General features: G+C 63.2%; 17 protein-coding genes and 2 tRNA genes. 12 read left to right on the top strand and 7 right to left on the bottom strand.

Annotation, left to right across the window (positions count from 1 at the left end; all coding sequences use genetic code 11):
• Positions 1 to 1826 precede the first annotated feature (1826 nt).
• A tRNA-Val gene (locus LPA46_RS13435) sits at positions 1827 to 1901 on the bottom strand.
• Positions 1902 to 2050: 149 nt separating this feature from the next.
• On the opposite strand from LPA46_RS13435, the gene trpD reads away from it, so the two are divergent.
• Genes trpD through trpG form a run of 4 tightly spaced genes read left to right on the top strand, consistent with a single transcriptional unit; the run spans position 2051 to position 5896 of the window.
• The gene (trpD, locus tag LPA46_RS13430) at positions 2051 to 3061 is read left to right on the top strand and encodes an anthranilate phosphoribosyltransferase (RefSeq protein ID WP_230892907.1); all 1011 of its coding nucleotides are present in this window, start codon (positions 2051 to 2053) and stop codon (positions 3059 to 3061) included.
• Positions 3058 to 3702 carry a phosphoribosylanthranilate isomerase gene (locus LPA46_RS13425; protein WP_230892906.1) on the top strand — a complete coding sequence of 215 codons (645 nt, stop codon included), beginning with the start codon at positions 3058 to 3060 and terminating at the stop codon, positions 3700 to 3702. Before trpD ends, LPA46_RS13425 begins: the two co-directional genes overlap by 4 nt.
• Before the next feature lie 26 nt (positions 3703 to 3728).
• A complete protein-coding gene (trpE, locus tag LPA46_RS13420; RefSeq protein WP_230892911.1) occupies positions 3729 to 5306 on the top strand; it encodes an anthranilate synthase component I in 1578 nt (525 codons plus the stop codon).
• A complete protein-coding gene (gene trpG, locus LPA46_RS13415; RefSeq protein WP_230892905.1) occupies positions 5303 to 5896 on the top strand; it encodes an anthranilate synthase component II in 594 nt (197 codons plus the stop codon). The genes trpE and trpG overlap by 4 nt, the downstream gene beginning before the upstream one ends.
• Here the strand turns inward: trpG and LPA46_RS13410 are convergent.
• Positions 5893 to 6084, bottom strand: a complete 192-nt coding sequence (locus LPA46_RS13410) for a hypothetical protein (RefSeq protein WP_230892904.1) — start codon at positions 6082 to 6084, stop codon at positions 5893 to 5895. The genes trpG and LPA46_RS13410 overlap by 4 nt on opposite strands.
• Before the next feature lie 351 nt (positions 6085 to 6435).
• Here LPA46_RS13410 and LPA46_RS13405 point away from each other — a divergent pair, with 351 nt between their 5' ends.
• Both LPA46_RS13405 and LPA46_RS13400 read left to right on the top strand, forming a co-directional pair.
• Complete coding sequence (locus tag LPA46_RS13405) at positions 6436 to 9576, top strand: adenosylcobalamin-dependent ribonucleoside-diphosphate reductase (protein WP_230892903.1); 3141 nt, start codon at positions 6436 to 6438, stop codon at positions 9574 to 9576.
• 90 nt (positions 9577 to 9666) lie between these two features.
• A complete protein-coding gene (locus LPA46_RS13400) occupies positions 9667 to 9807 on the top strand; it encodes an HVO_2523 family zinc finger protein (protein WP_230889601.1) in 141 nt (46 codons plus the stop codon).
• Here the strand turns inward: LPA46_RS13400 and LPA46_RS13395 are convergent, their stop codons facing one another.
• Positions 9808 to 10434 carry a TVP38/TMEM64 family protein gene (locus LPA46_RS13395; protein ID WP_230892902.1) on the bottom strand — a complete coding sequence of 209 codons (627 nt, stop codon included), beginning with the start codon at positions 10432 to 10434 and terminating at the stop codon, positions 9808 to 9810.
• An 86-nt stretch (positions 10435 to 10520) separates the two neighbouring features.
• Between LPA46_RS13395 and LPA46_RS13390 the strand changes: the two genes are divergently transcribed.
• Positions 10521 to 10898 (top strand): DUF5830 family protein, encoded by a 378-nt coding sequence (locus LPA46_RS13390; RefSeq protein WP_230889492.1) that lies wholly within the window; start codon positions 10521 to 10523, stop codon positions 10896 to 10898.
• Here LPA46_RS13390 and LPA46_RS13385 read toward each other — a convergent pair whose 3' ends face one another.
• On the bottom strand, positions 10899 to 11981 hold the full coding sequence (locus LPA46_RS13385) for a DUF7115 domain-containing protein (RefSeq protein WP_230892901.1): 1083 nt from the start codon (positions 11979 to 11981) through the stop codon (positions 10899 to 10901).
• Between the two features lie 93 nt (positions 11982 to 12074).
• Between LPA46_RS13385 and LPA46_RS13380 the strand changes: the two genes are divergently transcribed.
• The 3 genes from LPA46_RS13380 to LPA46_RS13370 all read left to right on the top strand — a co-directional run bounded on the left by LPA46_RS13380 (position 12075) and on the right by LPA46_RS13370 (position 13812).
• Positions 12075 to 12233, top strand: a tRNA-Met gene (locus LPA46_RS13380).
• A 316-nt stretch (positions 12234 to 12549) separates the two neighbouring features.
• Positions 12550 to 12795: a hypothetical protein gene (locus tag LPA46_RS13375; RefSeq protein ID WP_230889490.1), complete on the top strand. Its 246-nt coding sequence runs from the start codon at positions 12550 to 12552 to the stop codon at positions 12793 to 12795.
• 48 nt (positions 12796 to 12843) lie between these two features.
• On the top strand, positions 12844 to 13812 hold the full coding sequence (locus LPA46_RS13370) for an aldo/keto reductase (RefSeq protein ID WP_230892900.1): 969 nt from the start codon (positions 12844 to 12846) through the stop codon (positions 13810 to 13812).
• On the opposite strand, the gene LPA46_RS13365 is transcribed toward LPA46_RS13370, so the two are convergent.
• Together LPA46_RS13365 and LPA46_RS13360 are read right to left on the bottom strand one after the other, a co-directional pair.
• Positions 13813 to 14730: a DMT family transporter gene (locus LPA46_RS13365; RefSeq protein ID WP_230892899.1), complete on the bottom strand. Its 918-nt coding sequence runs from the start codon at positions 14728 to 14730 to the stop codon at positions 13813 to 13815.
• A gap of 63 nt (positions 14731 to 14793) precedes the next feature.
• Positions 14794 to 15285, bottom strand: coding sequence for a CBS domain-containing protein (locus tag LPA46_RS13360; RefSeq protein WP_230889487.1), 492 nt, complete (start codon positions 15283 to 15285; stop codon positions 14794 to 14796).
• Between the two features lie 90 nt (positions 15286 to 15375).
• Between LPA46_RS13360 and LPA46_RS13355 the strand changes: the two genes are divergently transcribed.
• Together LPA46_RS13355 and LPA46_RS13350 are read left to right on the top strand one after the other, a co-directional pair.
• A complete protein-coding gene (locus LPA46_RS13355; protein ID WP_230892898.1) occupies positions 15376 to 15996 on the top strand; it encodes a ribonuclease H in 621 nt (206 codons plus the stop codon).
• Positions 15997 to 16108: 112 nt separating this feature from the next.
• Positions 16109 to 17362: a hypothetical protein gene (locus tag LPA46_RS13350; RefSeq protein ID WP_230892897.1), complete on the top strand. Its 1254-nt coding sequence runs from the start codon at positions 16109 to 16111 to the stop codon at positions 17360 to 17362.
• Positions 17363 to 17388: 26 nt separating this feature from the next.
• Here LPA46_RS13350 and LPA46_RS13345 read toward each other — a convergent pair whose 3' ends face one another.
• Positions 17389 to 19638, bottom strand: a complete 2250-nt coding sequence (locus LPA46_RS13345; protein ID WP_230892896.1) for an NADP-dependent malic enzyme — start codon at positions 19636 to 19638, stop codon at positions 17389 to 17391.
• Between the last annotated feature and the right edge of the window lie 124 nt (positions 19639 to 19762).

Raw genomic sequence — 19762 nt, 5'->3', positions numbered from 1 at the left:
CTCGTCAAGGCAGTTGACGAGGAAGTTAAGGAGCTGGTCCTCGTGAATCTCACTGTCTGCTTGCTGGGTCGTAGACACACCTTCAGCAAGCAGACGTTCTAACTAAGCGGCTTTGTGATGTACTGAATCTATCTACTCAAGCCGATATTATAAATAGTGGGAGAAGTTGCACTAGTGCGGTTTGGTACTTCAATTCATAATTCGTGATCTAAACCAGATTTCGGATCGAACGTTGGGATTCTATTGCATCAAATTTCCTGTAGATATTTGCGCAAAACCCATAGTGTGCAGAACATATCAAACATAAATTACCATGAATAATATATTAATGGTCTGGAAGGCGGGAAGAGCAGAAGTTTGCTGTTTATAGGTATCTATCCAAACTTAGCGTATTGACAAATAATCCAATTACACGGTGCGAAATACATCAACAGTTGTTAAGACGGGGAAAAATTAGTCACCAATCTAAACGTCATAGAAGGGGTTTGCTGAAGGTGCGACCACGATAGACAAGTATGAGGATTGAATTGAGGTGATCGCACAGAATTGGTCTTTTTCCGTCTAAACCTTAACGACGAGAAGGGGCCGCATTTTCTGAATCTTTCCCCGAGTCTGGACTAGTCCTAATTCGGGATTTGTAATGAGGGTCCTTCCTTCTCGCTATTACCAATCTATACGTTAACATTTATATTTGAGTTATCTCATAACATTACGTCCTCAATCTCCTCATCTAAAAGAATGGAATAGGGTTTAAATACCCTCCTTGTTGGTCAATCGCTTCTGAAACTCTAAATAGTTGAAATTGCCATTAGAACTGTTGCTGATGTAGTTTTCATACTTTGAGTAGAACTTACGGACCGATCCTTTCCGTAAACCGAGGCTGTCCCTTACTCGGACAAATATCTCGTCCTTGTTTTCGCTATCTTGATTTGGATGGTATTCTCGATAAGTGCTGTCCGTATGGATTGTAACAGCACAGACACAGAAGGCGATAAGATTGGCAGATACACCCCATTTCCCCAATTCTAACTGCATAAATCGGTTATAGACTCTTCTTCGCTGTCTTCTACTTAACTCCAATTGACTTGTAAGGGCGAGGATATGATGGCGATTTAACTGATATGTAATATAGGGGCTATTACTCCATTTGAGGTTTGTAATACCAGAATTGTATCCATCCAGTCTCTTCCACCGTTCCTCGGACAGTCCACTATCTGGATAATCACTTGGATGATACAGTTTAGTAGCATTATTTGCATCTGGCTCATCATATGGCTTTCCTGAGTCGCGGACAAAATCACGAAGTGTGGGCTGCACTCGCAGTTTTATCTGGGACCAATCCCGAAATCGGTCTTTGCTTCTGGGTTTGGTACGATCTGATTGCTGCTGGCTATGGGTGCTCATAATAATCGGGAAGCGTTGACAGGAAACTACTTACCCACGGTTGTGCAACAGAAAAACAGTTGCAGAACCTATCTCGCCTCTCTTACCAAGACTATGCATCAATTTAAACCTTTTGGTTGAAGATATCCCACTACAAGTTCGGTCAATCCCCATATTTTGCGAGCGGGCTACACTATCTCCAAACAGTCTTGTTCCAATTATTGTTCCAACTCACATCCACTTAGGCGCCTTCCCGTCGCTTCCATCCTCCCCTAAACTTACATGGAACGCATACCTGCCATGAATTAGGTCCTAATCCCCGGACATCGTAGTGGGCCGTTGCGAAGCGGAATGAATTGAGAGCGATAAACGTCGTTCTCAGCGCCAAAAGTTGTGGAAAAGTTCCCGCCGTCGTGCGGTTAACACGACCGGAGGGAGTGTAGTGGGTTGGGGCGGATTTGAACCGCCGACCTCCTCCATGTCAAGGAGGTGTCATAGCCTGACTAGACCACCAACCCGCGGCGGTCTTCGAACGCATTCCAGCGTAGTCCGGGGGTATAGTTGAAGGTTTCGAATCGGTACCTGCGTGGGGGTGTGTGCCCCGGCAGAGTTAAGTCGCTGTACAGAGTTGTACACTATAACGCGAAGAAGTACACTGGTGTCCATAATGGAGGAATACATCGAGCGCGTCACCGCCGGCGAGGACCTCACCCTCGACGAAGCGCGTGACGCCGTCACCCGACTGTTCGAGGACGCGACAGACGCTGAAATCGGCGCGCTGCTCGCCGCGCTCCGCGCGAAAGGCGAGACCGAGACCGAAATCGCGGGGTTCGCGCAGGGGATGCGCGACGCTGCCCACACCATCGACCCGGACCGCGAACCGCTCGTCGACACGTGCGGGACCGGCGGCGACGACTACGACACTATCAACGTCTCCACGACGTCGACGATGGTGGTCGCTGGCGCCGGCGTTCCGGTCGCGAAACACGGCAACTACTCCGTCTCCTCGTCGTCGGGGAGTTCGGACGTGCTCGAAGAGGTGGGCGTCGACCTCGACGCCAGCCCGGAGGCGGTCGAGGAGACCATCGAGGAGCACGGCATCGGCTACATGCACGCGCCCGCGTTCCACCCCGCGATGAAGGCGGTCATCGGGCCGCGCCGCGAGCTCGGCATCCGCACCATCTTCAACGTGCTCGGCCCGCTCACGAACCCCGCGGGCGCGGACGCACAGGTCGTGGGCGTCTACGACCCCGACCTCGTGCCCGTGCTCGCTCGCGCGCTCTCGCACATGGGCGTCGACCGCGCGCTCGTCGTCCACGGCGACGGCCTCGACGAGTTCGCGCTCCACGGCGAGTCCGTCGTCGCCGAACTCGACGACGGCGACATCGAGGAGTACACGGTCACGCCCGCGGACTTCGGGCTGGAAGAGGCGCCCATCGAGGAAGTCTCGGGCGGCACGCCCGAGGAGAACGCCCGCGACCTCCGCGGCATCGTCACTGGCGACGTGACCGGCCCGAAGCGCGACATCATTCTCGCGAACGCGGGCGCGGCCATCTACGTCGCCGGCGAAGCCGACTCGCTGGAGGAAGGCGCGGAGCGCGCCGCCGAAGCCATCGACTCCGGTGCCGCCGGGGAGACGCTGGAGACGCTCCGCGACCCCGCGACGGCGACGCGATGACGCGCGCGAAAATCTGCGGGCTCACGAACGACCGCGACCGCCGTGCGGCCGTCGACGCCGGCGCGGACGCGCTCGGGTTCATCGTCGACGTGCCCGTGGATACGCCCCGCGAGGTGAGCGTCGAGCGAGCAGCCGACCTCGTCGCCGCCGCGCCGCCGTTCGTCACCACCGCGCTCGTGACGATGCCCGAATCTCCGGAGCGCGCGGTCGAACTCGTCGACCGCGTGAACCCGGACGCCGTCCAACTCCACGGCGACGGCCCCGTGAGTGATGTCGCGTACGTCGCGGCGAACACCTCGGCAGCCGTGCTGAAGACCGTCGACGCTGCCGACCCTGAGGGCGCGCGCTACGACGACGTCGCCGACGCGCTCCTCGTAGATTCCATGGACGAGGAAGGCGCGGGCGGCACGGGCCGCACGCACGACTGGGACGCGACCCGCGAGTTCGCCGACAGCGTGGACTCGCCGGTCGTGCTCGCGGGCGGGCTCACGCCCGAGAACGTCGCGGAAGCCGTCGAGACAGTCGAGCCGTTCGCGGTGGACGTCGCGTCCGGCGTCGAGCGCACTGGCGGCGAGAAGGACCACGACGCAGTCCGGCGGTTCGTCGCGAACGCGACCGGACACCGGGAGGTGGAAGCGTGACCGACGACGACGAGGCCGCCGCGGGACTGGACACCACCCGTGACGAGTTCGCCGACCTCGCGGCCGACGGTCCCGCCGTGGTCCGCGTCGCCGCCGAACTCGACGTCGGCGTCTCGCCGCTGTCGGCGTACGCCACGCTCACGGAGGGAGATTATGGCTTCCTGCTGGAGAGCGCCGAGAAGACGTCGGCGAGCGACCCGGACGGCGCGTTCCGGCCGTCGGACGCGACCGAGGACCGCCACGCGCGCTACTCGTTCGTCGGCTACGACCCCGCCGCCGTCGTCACCGCCCACCCCGACGGGACCGAAGTACAGGCGCTCCGCGACGACCGCGTCACGGAATCCCTGGACGCCGGCGACGGCGACGTGCTCGACCAGCTCCGGGGCGCGCTCCCGGACGTCGAACGCCGCGGCTTCCCCGACGAGGACCGCCAGTTGCTCGACGGCGGGCTCGTCGGCTTCCTCGCGTACGACGCGGTCTACGACCTCTGGCTCGAAGAGGTCGGCGTCGAGCGCCCCGACACGCCGCTGCCCGACGCCGAGTTCGTGCTCACGACGCGCACGCTCGTCTTCGACCGCGCGACGGACACCGTTTCGCTGGTGTTCACGCCGCTCGTGAGCGAGGCGGACGACCCCGACGCCGTCTACGACAGCCTCGTCGCCGAAGCCGAGCGCGTGCAGCGCGAACTCGGGGACGCGGACGAGCCGGAGTTCGGTGGCTTCCGCGTCACCGACGAGCGCGCCGGTCCCCGCGACGAGTACGAGGACAGCGTCGCGAAGGCGAAGGAAGCAGTCCTCGACGGCGAAGTGTACCAGGCGGTCGTCTCCCGCACGCGGGAACTCGACGGCGACGTCGACCCGCGCGGTCTCTACGCTGCGCTCCGGGACGTCAACCCCTCGCCGTACATGTTCCTGCTGTCGCACGACGACCGCACGGTCGTCGGCGCCAGTCCGGAGACGCTGGTCGCGGTCCACGACGACACCGTGCTCAACAACCCCATCGCGGGCACCTGCCCCCGTGGGTCGAGTCCCGTTGAGGACCGCCGGCTCGCGGGCGAGATGCTCGCCGACGAGAAGGAGCGCGCCGAGCACACGATGCTCGTGGACCTCGCGCGCAACGACGTGCGCCGCGTCAGCGAGCCCGGGAGCGTACGCGTCCCCGAGTTCATGCGCGTGCTCAAGTACAGCCACGTCCAGCACATCGAGTCCACGGTGACCGGCACGCTCCAGAACGGCCGGGACGCCTTCGACGCGACCCGCGCGTCCTTCCCCGCGGGCACGCTCTCCGGCGCGCCGAAGGTCCGTGCGATGGAGCACATCCACGCGCTCGAAGCGTCGCCCCGCGGCATCTACGGTGGCGGCGTCGGCTACTTCTCGTGGAACGGCGACGCCGAGTTCGCCATCACGATTCGGTCCGCGACAATCGGTCATGCTGGCGAGCAGGACACCCTCCGCGTGCGCGCTGGCGCGGGCATCGTCGCAGACAGCGACCCCGCGGCGGAGTTCGACGAGACGGAGGCGAAGATGAACGGCGTGCTCGCGGCCGTCGAACGCATCCGCGAGGACGCCGACGAGGAACCGGAGACGCCGGAGGTGGAGGGATGAACGTCCTCTTCGTGGACAACTTCGACTCGTTCACGTACAACCTCGTAGAGTACGTCTCCGAGCAGCGCGTCGACGGCGAGCGTCCCGAGACGACCGTGCTGAAGAACACCGCGAGCATCGAGGACGTGCGCGACGTTGACCCGGACGCCATCGTCATCAGTCCCGGTCCCGGCCACCCGAAGAACGAGCGCGACGTCGGCGTCACCGCGCCCGTGCTCCGCGAGGTCAGTACGGAGGTGCCGACACTCGGCGTCTGCCTCGGCATGGAGGCCGCGGTCTACGAATACGGCGGAATGGTCGACCGCGCGCCCGAGCCGATGCACGGGAAGACCAGTCCCGTCGAGCACGACGGCCGCGGCGTCTTCGACGGCATCGAGCAGGGGTTCCCGGCGGCGCGCTACCACTCGCTGGCCTGCGGCGAGATTCCGGACTGCTTCGAGGTCTCGGCGCGCACCGACCACGACGGCACCGAACTCGCGATGGCGGTGCGCCACGAAGAACATCCGATTACGTGCGTGCAGTTCCACCCGGAGAGCGTGCTCACCGCTGCCGGGCACGACCTCGTGGAGAATTTCTTGGCGTCCGTCTAGCCCAGCAGCGTCGTCACGACCCACGCCGCGCCGACCAGCACGGTCGCAATCACGAGCAGTTTCCACGCGACGCTGAGCACGAAGCGACCAACGAGGACGATGACTGTGATGGCGACGAGCGCGACCAGTAGTGTGCCCAGCGGGGAGGACGTCAGGCCGCCGAGCGCGAGCACGAGTGCAGCGAGCATGCTCGGGTCCACGCAGACCACCGACTTAAGCGAGGGGGCAGTCGGGCCGGGTCGCGTGCCCCCTTCGGTTCCACTGGACGGCCGAAACTGAAACCGGGTCCACGTCGGGGGTTTCGGCCGGTCACAGCCGACCACTTTCACCGCGCTTTGGGTACCATTATATCGGTCCCAGCCCAACGGTTCAGCCACGCAGATTCGGGCCGCTTTGGGGACCGCCAGCACGGGGGGCCGGAAACGCAACTACTAACCTCCCGTGCCCGGTACCTTGTCGTCCCCATCGACACCCGGAAGTAGACCATACATGATACACCAACAACCCACCACACGGACTGTACTGAGGAGTGAGTGTCAATGAGCACGCCGAACGTCTCCGCGGACGAAGTCGACCTGCCCATCAAGCGGACCACCGGCGACTCGCTCGAGGAGCGCCTCACTGCGAACGCCTACCACAACATCCTGCCGGCGCGCTATCTCCGCAAGAACGCCGACGGCGAACACGTCGAAGAACAGGAGGACCTCTTCGAGCGCGTCGCGAAGAACATCGCGCTCGCGGAAGTCGTCTACGAGAGCGACGAGCCGGTCACGGTCACGCCCGACCAGCTCAAGCCCGACCACCCGCGCCGCGACGAACTCACCACGGAGGTCTTCGGTGAGGGCGTCTCCCCCGAGGACGACGTCGAGGTCGAGCTCACCGAGAGCAACGTCAACAAATTCGCGTACGACACGGTCGTCCCCGAACTCGACGACGACGACGTGCGCAGCCACGTCGAAGCCCAGCGCGACGAGTTCCAGCGGCTCATGGGGAAGCTCTCCTTCATGCCGAACTCGCCGACGCTGATGAACGCCGGCGACGAGCTCCAGCAGCTCTCGGCGTGCTTCGTCGACTCCCCGGACGACGACATCACAGACATCCACCAGACCGCCAAGGAAGCCGCGGAAGTCTTCCAGTCCGGCGGCGGCATGGGGTACGCGTTCTGGAAGCTCCGGCCGTACGGCGACACCGTCGGCTCCACCGGTGGTATCGCCTCCGGTCCGCTGACGTTCATGGAGACGTTCGACCAGATGTGCGAGACCATCGCGCAGGGCGGCGCGCGCCGCGGCGCACAGATGGCCGTGATGCGCATCAGCCACCCGGACGTCATCGAGTTCATCCACGCGAAGAACAAGGACGTCAGCCTCGCGCAGACGCTCAAACTCAACGACCCCGACGACTACACGTACACGGAGTTCTCGGAAGCCCTCGAAGAGGCCCGCGAACTCATCGACGAGGACGGCCGCGTCCCCGAACACCTCCGCAACGCCGTGGAGGGCCACCTCTCGAACTTCAACATCTCCGTGGGCGTCACGGACGGCTTCATGGAGGCCCTCGAGAACGGCGAGGAGTACACGTTCACGAACCCGCGCACCGAGGAGCCCCACATCGCCACCGAGGAGACCAAGGAGATGTACTCCCGGTACGGGCTCGGCGAGTACGTCACGCCCGGCGAGGAGCTCACGCTGCCCGCGGAACTGGTCTGGGAGCGCATCGTCGAGGGCGCCCACGAGAACGGCGAACCCGGCGTCATCTACCTCGAACGCGTCAACAAGCAGCACTCCTTCGACGTCGAGGAACACCCCGACCACCGCATTCTCGCGACGAACCCCTGCGGCGAACAGCCCCTCGAAGAGTACGAGGCGTGTAACCTCGGGCACATCAACCTCTCGACGCTCGCCGCTCAGGACGCCCCCGACTGGCGCGTCTGGAGCGAGGAGCACGACTTCGACACCCTCGAAGAGGGCGTCGACCGCTTCCTCGAGGACGCACTCGACAACGAGGAGTTCGACCACCGCATCGAGATGGGGACGCGCTTCCTCGAGAACGTCGTCACCATGTCGGACTTCCCGGTCGAAGAGATCGAAGAGAAGGTCGCCGAGATGCGGAAGGTCGGCCTCGGCGTCATGGGTCTCGCGCAGCTGTACATCCAGCTCGGCGTGAAGTACGGCAGCGAGGAGGGCAACGAGATTGCCCGGCAGGTAATGCGCCACATCGACCACGGGTCGAAGGCCGCCTCTCACGACCTCGCCACGGAGCGCGGGAGCTTCGACGAGTGGGACAAGTCCAAGTACGCGAACCCGACCGACTACCCCGAGTGGTTCGAGCACCACACGGGCGAGGACCCCGCGGACTGGGCGGACGGCTTCCCGATTCGCAACCACAACACGACGACCATCGCACCGACCGGCACCACGTCGATGGTCGGGAACACCACGGGCGGCTGTGAGCCCATCTACAACGTCGCCTACTACAAGAACGTCAGCGACGACGTGCAGGGCGACGAGATGCTCGTGGAGTTCGACGACTACTTCCTCCGCACGCTGGAGGAGAACGGCATCGACGTCGAGGCCGTCAAGGAGGAAGCCCAGGAGCAGATGTCGAACAACGAATTCGACGGCGTCGAAGGGCTGGAGACGGTTCCGGACCCCATCGGCGAACTGTTCGTCGTGACCTCCGACCTCTCCGGGAAGGACCACGCGGCGGTCCAGACGGCCTGCCAGCAGGGCGTCGACTCCGCCATCTCGAAGACGTGTAACTTCCCGAACGACGCGTCCGTCGAGGACATGGACGAGGTCTACCGCTACATCTACGACAACGGCGGGAAGGGCGTCACCGTCTACCGCGACGGCACCCGCAGCAAGCAGGTGTTGACGACGCGCGCGGACAACACCGAATTCTCCCAGATGGACGAGGACGAGGCCGCCGAGGCCATCGTCGAGACCATCCAGGAGACATTCGGCGGCATCGAGGGCTTCCTCGACAACGAGGACGTCCAGGCCGCATTCGGCGAGGACCTCCGCGACATCTTCGCGGGCGAGGAGGACGCCTTCGACGGCGAGTTCGCCGAGAAACAGGCTCGCCCCGACCTCCTCCACGGCGTCACCCAGCGCATCGATACGGGCTACGGGAAGCTCTACGTCACCATCAACGAGGACCCCGAGCGCGAGCGGCCGTTCGAGCTGTTCGCGAACACTGGGAACAGTGGCGGCTTCACGGGCTCGTTCACGGAAGCGCTCGCGAAGACCATCTCCGTGGCGCTGCGATCGGGCGTCGACCCCGAGGAAATCGCGGACAAACTGCAGGGCATCCGCTCGCCGAAGGTCGCCTGGGACAAGGGCGAACAGGTCAACTCCATCCCGGACGCGTTCGGCACCGCGCTGCGGCGTTACCTCGACGGTGACGTCGACCGCGCCGCCTACCCCCAGCAGCAGCGTCTCGGCGAAGTTACCGACGACGCGGCGACGCCCGAGACTGACGGCGGCGCTGCCTCCGAGCCGGCTGTCGGCGGCCCGCAGGGTCCCTCCGGCGCTGGTGGCGACGGCCAACAGACTGAGGACGCCACGCAGTCGCTCATCGACGCGGGCGAGAGCCCCGAATGCCCGGACTGTGGCTCGATGACGCTGTACTACAGCGAAGGCTGCAAAACCTGCGAGTCCTGTGGCTGGAGCGAGTGCTGAACTGAGCGACTAACGCACACTTCTACGGTTTTCTCCCGTTCCCGACACGCGAGGGATACGCCTATGCTCGTCGCGCACGCAGCCGTGAGTATGAGCGAGCAGTCGATGGACGCCGAACGCGGCGGCAGCCGCTGTCCGATGTGCGACGCGGCGATGTTCAAGCGCCACTGCAAGTACGTCTGCCCGCAGCACGGCGTCATCGCTGACTGCGCCGACCCCTTCAAATTCTGACTACGCGCGCTGCTGCCACGCACGGTACGCGACGGGGCTCAACAGCACAGCCGCCGCGAGCACGCCGCCTGCGACGACAATCGGATTCACGTCAGTCGCGGCCATCGTGAACGCGTCGAGGCCGCTGCCGAGTGCAACGGTCGCGAAGACCCACGGGAGTTCACCGACGAGCGTGCCGGCCGCGAACGACCGGAGGCTGACGTTGCCTGCACCTGCCGCGGCCGAAATCGGTTCTGCTGGTGTCGGGGCGAACCGCGCGGCGACGAGGCCGCGGACGTCGCCCGTGGCGGCGAAGAAGCGCTGGCTGCCGTCCGAGAACCGGCCGAATAGCCGGCCGTCGGCGGGCGCATAGCGGCCCGCGGTGTACGCCGGGAGGCTTGTGACGACCGCGCCCGCGAGCGCGACCGGCACGCCCACGACGAGCCCGTACTGGAAGCCCACGAGCGCGGAGAGTACGCTGATGGGCCAGCCGAGCAGCGGGCGGACCACGTACAGGCCGACCAGCAAGACGGGGAACCACGGGCTCGCGAGCGCGGTTCGAAGCGCGTCAAGCGCGTCAGCCGGTCGCGCCACGACGGCGAGCACGAGCACCGCCGTGAGCGCGGCGCCGGCCGCGTACCGTTTCATCGCCGCCTGCTACCCGAGCGGCGGGTTTAGCGTTGTCCCTTCGGCGTCGCGCAAGCGTTAAGCGCGCGCTCGCCCCACGACGACACATGACTGACGGCGACGCTGGGGACGTTGAGGACCCGGTTGAACTCGGGGTGGAGCTACTCGCGAACCTCGAATTCGAGTCGTTGTCCGTCGCGGCCGCCATCGACCGCCTCGAAACTGTGACGACGCATCCGCGGACCACTCGCGAGATTCTTGAAGCGGCTGAGCGCCGCGGTGTCGTTGAACGCGAGGGCGGGGAGGTTCAGCCGCAGGGCGGCAGCTATGTCTCCTTCCAATCCGACGTCATTACGAAAGAAGGCGAATTCTCGTGTCGGCGCTGTGGTGCGTCCATCGAGACGGGCTACTTCATCAACTTCGAGCACGGGGAACTCGGCGCGTTCGGGTCGTCGTGTATCCGGAAAGTCACCGGCCGCGAGTAACTACTCTTCGTCAACAAGGTCGCGTAGCGCTGCGAGCCGGTCGCGTTGGGCTTCGATAACCGTCTGTTGGGCATCGAGCGCTTCGCGTTGGCGCTCGGCGAGTTCGCGCTGTTCGGCCAGCACGTCAGCTAACTCCTCGATGGTGTCTTCGAGATCGGCGAGCTCCGCGTTGAGTTCTTCGGGGTCGACTGGCGGTTCAACCTGCGTTGCAGCCGTCTGGAAGCCACTGGACGCGAACTCGTCGTCGTCCACGTCGGGGCGCTCGGCTGGTTCCTGGGTTGCACTTGCCGCGCTACCTGCTCCCCTGCCTGTCTCGGCCCTTACTTCCGTATTCGCCTCGGGCTTGTTCGTGGCCGCTTCGTCGTCTTCGCCGACGCCGCTCGTGTCGATTGGTTCGACGCCACTTTCGAACGACACTTCCTTCGTGGCTGTGCCTGCGTCCTCGTTGACGTTCATGCGCTCGAATTCGTCGGCGTTAGCCGCGTTATGGAATGCGTAGACCGCGTTTTCGACTGTTTCGCGGACGTCCCGAAATTGCTCGTTGGGTGCTTTGATGCGCTGGGTACGAGCGGTTGTCTCGAGGACGAGCTGGCTGGAGACGTTTCCTTCCTCGATGTCGATGCCAGTCACCGAGTCGTAGTCGATTTCTTCGTAGTCGGGGCCCCAGATGGCCGCGCCGACGTGTTTCACGACGCGATCGCTGGTCACAACGAGTGTGAGTTCGCTGAACTGGTACGTACGCTTGACCGTCTCCCCAGGCTGGGTGACGTCAGCGGCGTTCAGCACGCCCGCGATAATCGGGTGGAGTACGTCGTCGAGTTTCCCCGATGGTACCGAGAACGATTCCTCGCCGTCCAGCCCGTAGTCCAGCGTGATCTTTGATTTTCGTCGTCCTTCGCTAACTTTGATGCCTTCTGCGTCGTGTGGGAATTCATCAACGGTCTCGTCGCTTAGCAGGCCGTCGGCTGTGTAGACAAGCGTCCGCGTCGGCGTGACGAACACCGCGTCCTCCCCCTTCAGCGGCACGTGCGCGGCGACGTCCTCGTCCCCAAGTGAGGACTGGACAAGCGCAGGTACGTTCATATACGCTCGAAGCAACCGCCTCGGCTTAAACCCGGCGGGTCCGTCGATTGAGATGAGAACCTTCAAGAGCAACCTCCCCCTAGCCGGAAGCGAGCCCGGGTGGCTTAGCTGGTCATAGCGCCGCACTCATAGGGTTCCGAGCTTCGGTGCGGCATCCCACTCGCCACGTGGATGCTCAGCATGTCCGCGAGGCCCGCCGAGCCTCGAACCTGGGACATGCGGAGATCGAGGGTTCAAAACCCTCCCCGGGCACTTTCTACAACTTCGACCGTCAAGTGGCGGTATTGGACGCCCAACGAAGCCTCCGAATTCCGAATGACGGCTCCGGAGCGCTCGGGAGGACTCACGAGTCGTCGAATCGCCGCCAATAACGGTTATGGCTGGCCGAATCACTGATTCCCCGAAACGCCCTTAGAATTGGTTATAAACTGTCTTGCCGATTCTAAGATCATCGTAAAACGTCCCGAAATCGGGGTGACTCGCGGTGAAACGTACTGAAATCCGGGCAACGGTCGACCCCCTATATGGGGTCGGCGCCAGTAGGGTGGAGTAGACGAGGTGAGACCCAATGTCTACCCCCTCCCGCTCCGCACTGGCCGAGGTCGCATCGGACGCCGTGAACACGCCCGCGTCCGCCACCCTCCTGAAGCCCTTCGAGGTCGCTGGCTTCTGGGCGGCGGTCGCCCTTCCGTTCCTGTACACGCCGCTCGTGCTCGCTGGTCCCGACACGACGGCCCAACAGACCGCGCTCGCCGCGATGGTCGCCCTCCACGTCGTCGCGCTCGTGCTCGGTCACCGCCACAACACGAACTAACGGCTCGAAGACGCGCCGCTTAACACCGCCGCCCATCTCGGTCCCCACATGGGTCTCGACGCTGTTTCGCTCGGCCGCACCGGCCTCCGCGTCTCCGAAGTCGCGTTCGGGACGTGGCGGTTCGGCCGCGAGAACGACGCTGGCGAGATTGAAGTTGGTCGCGAGCGCGCACTTGAACTTCTTGACACGTACGCCGACGCTGGCGGCCGTTTCATCGACACTGCAGATATGTACGGCAGCGGCCGCGCCGAACAGTACATTGGCGAGTGGCTCGACAGCCGCGACCGCGACGAGTATGTCATCGCCTCCAAGATCTACTGGCCGACTCGCGAGGGCCCAAACGGCCGCGGGCTCAATCGCAAACACCTCCGGAACAACGTCGACGCGATTCTTGACCGCCTCAATACCGACTATCTCGACGTCCTCTACATCCATCGGTGGGATGATCGGACGCCCGCCCGCGAGTTTATGCGTACGCTCGATGAGTTCGTCCGCGACGGCAAGGTCCACTACCTCGGTGCGTCGACGTTCGAGCCGAACGCGTGGAAGGTCGCGAAGGCCAACGAAATCGCGCGCCGCGAGGGATACGAGCCGTTTACGGTCGTTCAGCCGCGGTATAACGCTGTCAACCGCGAGATCGAGGCGACGTACCTCGACATGTGCCGGGACTACGATCTCGGCGTCGTACCGTGGTCGCCGCTGGCTGGTGGGTTCCTCACGGGGAAGTACACGCGCGGGGAGGCGCCACCGGAGGGAACGCGAGGCGCGACCGACCAGCAGTTCGTGGATTCGTATCTCACACCGGAGAACTTTGACGCGCTTGAGGAAGTCGAGGCTGTCGCCGAGGAAGTCGGTGCGACGCCTGCGCAGGTGTCGTTGGCATGGTTGCTTCACCATGAGCAGGTCGTCGCGCCGATTACCGGTGCTCGCACGCCCGACCAGCTCGGCGAGAACCTCGCCGCTGCAGACCTCACGCTGAGTACCGACCAATTTGACCGCATCGCCCGCGTGAAGTAGTTAGCCCCAGGCGGCGCGGACGTTCCGCAGTTCGGCGGCGAGCGCGCGTCGCTTCAGCAGGCAGAATCCCGCGAAGATGATGGCGAAGCCGACAACTGTGTGTGCGGTGATTGGTTCGGCGAGCACGACCAGTCCGACGATCGCGGCGAAGACGGGCGCGACGTAGCTCACGAGGTTGATTTCGATGGGGCCGAGTCGTTCAAGCAGTTCGAAGTAGACGAGGAAGCCGGCAGCGCTGGCGGCCAGCGAGAGGTATGCGATGGCGAACAATGCGTCCGTATTTTGGGGAATTGTCTGCGTCTCGCCGCGGGCGAGACTGGCGACGTGCATGAGGAGTGCGCCGAGCAGCATCGCCCACGCTTCCATTGTTTCGATGTCGAGGTCGTCGTCGACGCGCTGGGTGAGCACGCTCCCAAGCGCGAAACACGTCGACGCCGCGAGCACCAGGAGGATCCCGACGGTGCTCCCGCCGAGGAGGTTCGACGGGTCGGGGTTCGAGAGCACGACGACACCGACGAGGCCGAGCAGCAGGCCTGCGATACCGCCAAGCGAGAGGCGCTCGGAGGGAAGGAACGCTCGCGCAAACCCCGTTGTGAGCACGGGGCTGAGGCTGACAACGACGGCGGCGACGGCGCTCGTGGTCTGCTGTTCGCCAACGAAGAGGAAGGCATGATAGGCAGCGATAAGGAAGACTGCAGCGATGCCAACGACGGTCCAGTCAGCGCGCGACTGCGGCAGCCAGTTATCGGCGGCGTACGCCGCGTACGCGAGCATCAGTACGCCCGCGACGTCGTAGCGAATGGCCGCGAACAGCACGGGCTCGAACCCGGCGTCAAGGCCAGCCTTGATGGCGGCGAACGCCGACCCCCAGACCGCTGCAAGCGCCAGAAACAGTACGGCATTCCGGTAGTTGGTCACGTCGAATCTCCGAGCGGGGTGACGTTTACGCTTTCGGAGACATACCCGTTTTGCCGCCGCTGGCTACAGGTTGCGCTCCTCGTGGAGTGCGCGCAGCATGTCCTGTCGGGTGATGATGCCGACTACGACGTCGTCCTTGACGACGGGGACGCGGTTGACGTCGCGCTCGTCGGCCGCAAGGATGGCGAGCACGTCGTCGACGTCCGCGTCGGGGCCGACCGTGAGCACATTTGTCGTCATGATTTTCTTCACCGGCTTCCCGGCGTTCTTCGCGAGGTCCAGTTCGGTCTCCAGTTCGTTCCACGAGAGGTCAATGCCGTAATCGAGGGTCTCGAGGAATGGCGGCAGCCCGATGGGAATCCAGACGGTGTGGTCTTTGGGTTGGAACAGCTCCACGAAATCGCGCTGGGTGATGACGCCGACGAGTCGGTCGTCGTCGTCCACGACGGGGAACCCCGTGAATTCGCGCCGGGCGAGCTGCTGGAGGACGTCGCTGACCTCGTCGTCCTCGTGGACGGTTTCGACGTCTTCGGTCATCAGGTCGCGTGCCTGCATATGGGAGTCGTCGCGGCCACGCCACGTATCGCTTTGGATGCGGGCCGCGACCGGCGGACCGCTTAAGTTCCAGCGCTCGCTACCTAGCATATGGCCATCGTGGGCCGGTCGAAACTCCGAGACCTGTTCGACGACTCGCCGACGCCACACATCGCCCACCCTCCCCAGTCTCACCGACGGGACTTCTATGTCGCGACCGACGGCTCGTACTCGCGCGACGGGAGCGGGCTCGGCGTCATCGTCGAAACCCGGGACGGCGAGCGGGTTGCCCGCTTCGCGGTGCCTGATGAAGCCCCGAATAACAACGTCGCCGAGTACCGCGCACTCCATCTCGGCTTGGATGTGCTCGCGTCGCGCGCCCCACGCGATGCGCGCATCGGCGTGCTCGTCGACCACAACGATCTCGCGGGCGACGTCAATACCGCGGCCCTCGCCGCGCGCGCCCACGACTATCGCCCGATCAAGGAATTCTCGCCGCCCGCGACCGCCGACCACCACTGGCGCGGTATCCGCGCTCGCGTCGTCGGGTTTGAGGCGGTCCGTGCGGCGCAGTTAGATAGCAATTCCAATCCCGCACACGTGCTCGCGAACGAACCCGAGCAGTACGGGCACGTCAACGACGAGCCCGCGCGCTGTCTGCTCCCCGAACGCAACACTGGTGACACCCAGGTGCCGCCACCCTCGCGTAGCGACCGCCGCGCCAGCGACTGACCCCCTTCTCGGTTCTTGTCGGCGTACTAATTGTTAATAGACGGCCACAATACTCAACCACGGTTATCGACGACACCGTCGTATGTCCGTACGGTGCCGGGGGGACGCGTGAGTGGCGTCCGTCTCGTCCACCCATCTCGTGTTGTTCATCGCCGCCATCCTCGTCGCCGCATCCGTCGCGGGGACCGTTACCGAAGGCGCAACCCGACTCGGCGGCGCGCTCGGTGACCAGAGCCAGCAACACGCCGAAGATATTGACGCCGAAATCAAAATCGTCAGCGACGCCGGCAGTCCCCAGTCCATCTACGATCACAGTTCCGAGACACTCACACTCTACGTGAAGAACGTCGGCGGGTCAACACTATCCACCGACCCAGACACCATCTCAGTGCTCGTGAATGGCAACTACCAGACCGACATCGAGACAACTGTCCTCGACGCCGATTCATGGGGCACCGGAAATCTCCTGCGCATACGCACGGACATCTCGCTACAGCCACGCGCAGACACCCGCATTGTCGTCACGCCAACCGGCGCTCGCGACGTGTTCCTCTTCCGGACGCCCGCAGAGTCCTCGAGTCGTTCGGAGCTCGTATTCGCCACACAGAACAATGCGTTGCGGTCCGTCGATGCTAACGAATCGATTACGTACTATGATGCGACTGCAACAGCAATCGGTCCGAAAGAGGTGGACTTCGACGGCGACGGCCTCCTTGAAGTTCCGTATGTGAACGACACAAATACCCTCCTACTCGTGGACTCGCAGAACGAAAAACAAGTACTCGCTGACAACGCTCGTAAACAAGGGCCGACGATTGGTGTCGGCACATGGAATGGCGACACCAGCGTGTTCTACTCCAGTACAGACAACAAGTATATTTACCGCGTACAACCGGGAACGACTGCGTCACGGCTGAGTGCCGACATAAAGTCGAACGCAGTTGGTGGACCTGCTGACTTCAACGGCGACGGTGATACCGACCTCGTCTTCCTCGGGGGTTCGGCTACCGTGAAGTACTATGACAACGGTGAGGTCCTAAACACGGGATACAGTGCGAATTCAGGAACTCATGGATACGGGTTTGGTGCTCCGCGACAGTTTGACGGAACGACACCCGCACGAGCGCCAATCACTGATCGTAGCAGTTATCCCGCTCTCGTGGATTATGATAACACGGTAGACCAGCTCTCCTCTCAGACCAAAGCAGTGAATGAGCCGGTTGCCGGCATTAATTTGACTGGCGATGAGCGGCTCGAACACGTCTTCGTCGATGGCAACGGCGACATCCACTACGTCACGCTTGACGGGAATGTTGAAACAGTCGTGGCGGACGTGAATGCGAGTACCGAGACGGGAGTCGCCTAAGCCGAAAAACGGTCTGTTTCGAGCAGCTACTCGCCGTTCTGTTGGGCGTCGACGACTGCGACGGCTGCGAGGTTTACGATGTCTTTGACTTCGTCGCCGCGCTGGAGGACGTGAACCGGTTCGTCCATTCCGACTAGCATCGGGCCGATTGCGTCGGCGCCGCCGAGGCGCTGGAGGAGCTTGTAGCCGATGTTCCCGGCTTCGAGATTCGGGAAGATAAGCACGTTCGCGGGGTCGTCTAGCTCGGAGAACTCGTAGGTGCCTTCGAGGATGTCCTCGACGACCGCGCTGTCGGCCTGCATCTCGCCGTCAACGGGGAATTCGACGTCGGAGTTCTCGCGGAGCATGCGTGCGGCGTCGCGGGGCTTGCGCGTGCCCTCGTTGTCGACGCTGCCGAAGTTCGAGTACGATAGCATTGCGACGCGTGGGTCGACGTTGAATCGGCGTGCGAGTTCGGCGGTGTGTTCGGCGACTTCCGCGAGCACGTCCGCGTCGGGGTTCTGGTTGACTGTGGTGTCAGCGCAGAAGATGACGCGGTTCTTGAACGTCAGCATGTAGACGCCGGCGACGTAGTCGGCGTCCGGTGCGGTGCCGACGACCTGCAGCGGCGGCTTCAGCGCCGATGGGTAGTGGTGGGTGAGGCCGGTGAGGAGCGCGTCGGCGTCGCCGGCTTCGACCATCGTTGACCCGAGGTAGTTCGGGTCGCGTTTCACGAGCGACTTGGCCTCGCTGCGTGTGACGCCCTTGCGCTGGCGGAGTTCGTAGAGGCGTTCGGCGTACGCTTCGTGGCTGCCTTCGTCGGGGTCGACGATTTCGGGTTCGAAGTCCAGGCCGAGCGCGGAGACGACACCGTCGATGGTGTCGCGGTCGCCGATGAGCACGGGTTCGGCGATGCCTTCCTCCTGCATCTGGTAGGCCGCGCGAATCATCTTCTCGTCGTCACCCTCGCCGAGCGCGATGCGCTTGGGATCGCTTTTGGCCTTGTTGAGGATGATGCGCATCATCTCCCGGCTCTTCCCGAGGCGGGCTTCCAGTTCCTCGCGGTACTCCTCGAGGTCGAGGTCGCGGCGTGCGACCCCGGAGTCGATGGCGGCCTCCGCGATGGTGGGCGCAACCTCGAAGAGCACGCGCGGGTCCAGCGGCTTCGGGATGATGTACTCGGATCCGAACTGCAGCGGCTGGTCGCCGTACGCCTTCACAACAGCGTCCGGGACGTCCTGCTTGGCGAGGTCTGCAAGTGCTTCCGCGCACGCGACCTTCATTTCCTCGTTGATGTCGGTGGCACGGACGTCGAGCGCGCCGCGGAAGATGAACGGGAACCCGAGAACGTTGTTCACCTGGTTAGGGTAGTCTGAGCGCCCGGTCGCCATGATGACCGTATCCTCGCGGGCGGCCTTGGCTTCCTCATAGCCGATTTCGGGGTCCGGGTTCGCCATCGCGAACACGATGGGGTTGTCCGCCATCGACCGAACCATATCTTGGCTGACAATGCCGCCCACGGAGAGGCCGACGAAGACGTCCGCGCCCTCCATGGCGTCTTCGAGATCGCCGCCTTCGCCGGGGCTGGCGAACTCTTGTTTGAACTCGTTGACGTCGCGGTCCTCGGTGATGATGCCCGAGGAGTCACACATCGTGATGTTCTCGCGCTGGACACCCAGCGAGACGTAGAATTTCGCGGAGGCGATGGCTGAGGCGCCCGCTCCGGAGAAGACAACCTCGAGGTCTTCGATGTCCTTGCCCGCGATTTCGGCGGCGTTCAGGAGTGCCGCGCCGGAGATGATGGCGGTGCCGTGCTGGTCGTCGTGGAATACGGGGATGTCCATCTCCTCGCGGAGCCGTGTCTCAATTTCGAAACATTCCGGCGCCTTGATGTCTTCAAGGTTAATGCCACCGAACGTCGGCTCCATTGCTGCCACCGACTCGATGATATCGTCGGCGCTTTCTTGGTCGAGTTCGATGTCGAAGACGTCGATGTCGGCGAAGCGTTTGAACAGCACGCCTTTCCCCTCCATGACGGGTTTGGAGGCCTGTGCGCCGATGTCACCGAGCCCGAGCACGGCGGAGCCGTTCGAGACGACGCCGACCATGTTCCCCTTCGCGGTGTACTTGAACGCGTCCTCGGGGTCGTCGTCGATGTGCCGGCACGGCGCTGCGACGCCCGGCGAGTACGCAAGCGAGAGATCCCGCTGTGTGTTCGTTGGCTTTGTTGTCGAAATCTCGATTTTTCCCGGCGGGTCGCTGGCGTGGTAGTCCAGAGAGTCCTCGTCTAATCCCATGTCGTTGTCTGCCGCACCGACGGGCAAAAACCTATCCCAATGCGTCGAATGTTGTTACGTCATCCGTCGAAGCAAGTGTGTGTGAAGAATCACGATTGGCGCCCTGCTCGACGGTCGCTGTGCT

The sequence above is a fragment of the Halobacterium sp. KA-6 genome (genome assembly GCF_021029015.1).
In the GTDB taxonomy this organism is placed as follows: domain Archaea; phylum Halobacteriota; class Halobacteria; order Halobacteriales; family Halobacteriaceae; genus Halobacterium.
The sequence above is the reverse complement of the archived record's forward strand: the minus strand, read 5'-3'. Positions and strand labels throughout refer to the sequence as shown.

Coding starts and splice junctions, on each gene's coding strand:
- trpD (WP_230892907.1), top strand. CDS start 2,051: ATGGAGGAATACATCGAGCGCGTCACCGCCGGCGAGGACCTCACCCTC.
- LPA46_RS13425 (WP_230892906.1), top strand. CDS start 3,058: ATGACGCGCGCGAAAATCTGCGGGCTCACGAACGACCGCGACCGCCGT.
- trpG (WP_230892905.1), top strand. CDS start 5,303: ATGAACGTCCTCTTCGTGGACAACTTCGACTCGTTCACGTACAACCTC.
- LPA46_RS13410 (WP_230892904.1), bottom strand. CDS start 6,084: ATGCTCGCTGCACTCGTGCTCGCGCTCGGCGGCCTGACGTCCTCCCCG.
- LPA46_RS13405 (WP_230892903.1), top strand. CDS start 6,436: ATGAGCACGCCGAACGTCTCCGCGGACGAAGTCGACCTGCCCATCAAG.
- LPA46_RS13400 (WP_230889601.1), top strand. CDS start 9,667: ATGAGCGAGCAGTCGATGGACGCCGAACGCGGCGGCAGCCGCTGTCCG.
- LPA46_RS13395 (WP_230892902.1), bottom strand. CDS start 10,434: ATGAAACGGTACGCGGCCGGCGCCGCGCTCACGGCGGTGCTCGTGCTC.
- LPA46_RS13390 (WP_230889492.1), top strand. CDS start 10,521: ATGACTGACGGCGACGCTGGGGACGTTGAGGACCCGGTTGAACTCGGG.
- LPA46_RS13385 (WP_230892901.1), bottom strand. CDS start 11,981: ATGAACGTACCTGCGCTTGTCCAGTCCTCACTTGGGGACGAGGACGTC.
- LPA46_RS13375 (WP_230889490.1), top strand. CDS start 12,550: ATGTCTACCCCCTCCCGCTCCGCACTGGCCGAGGTCGCATCGGACGCC.
- LPA46_RS13370 (WP_230892900.1), top strand. CDS start 12,844: ATGGGTCTCGACGCTGTTTCGCTCGGCCGCACCGGCCTCCGCGTCTCC.
- LPA46_RS13360 (WP_230889487.1), bottom strand. CDS start 15,285: ATGCAGGCACGCGACCTGATGACCGAAGACGTCGAAACCGTCCACGAG.
- LPA46_RS13355 (WP_230892898.1), top strand. CDS start 15,376: ATGGCCATCGTGGGCCGGTCGAAACTCCGAGACCTGTTCGACGACTCG.
- LPA46_RS13345 (WP_230892896.1), bottom strand. CDS start 19,638: ATGGGATTAGACGAGGACTCTCTGGACTACCACGCCAGCGACCCGCCG.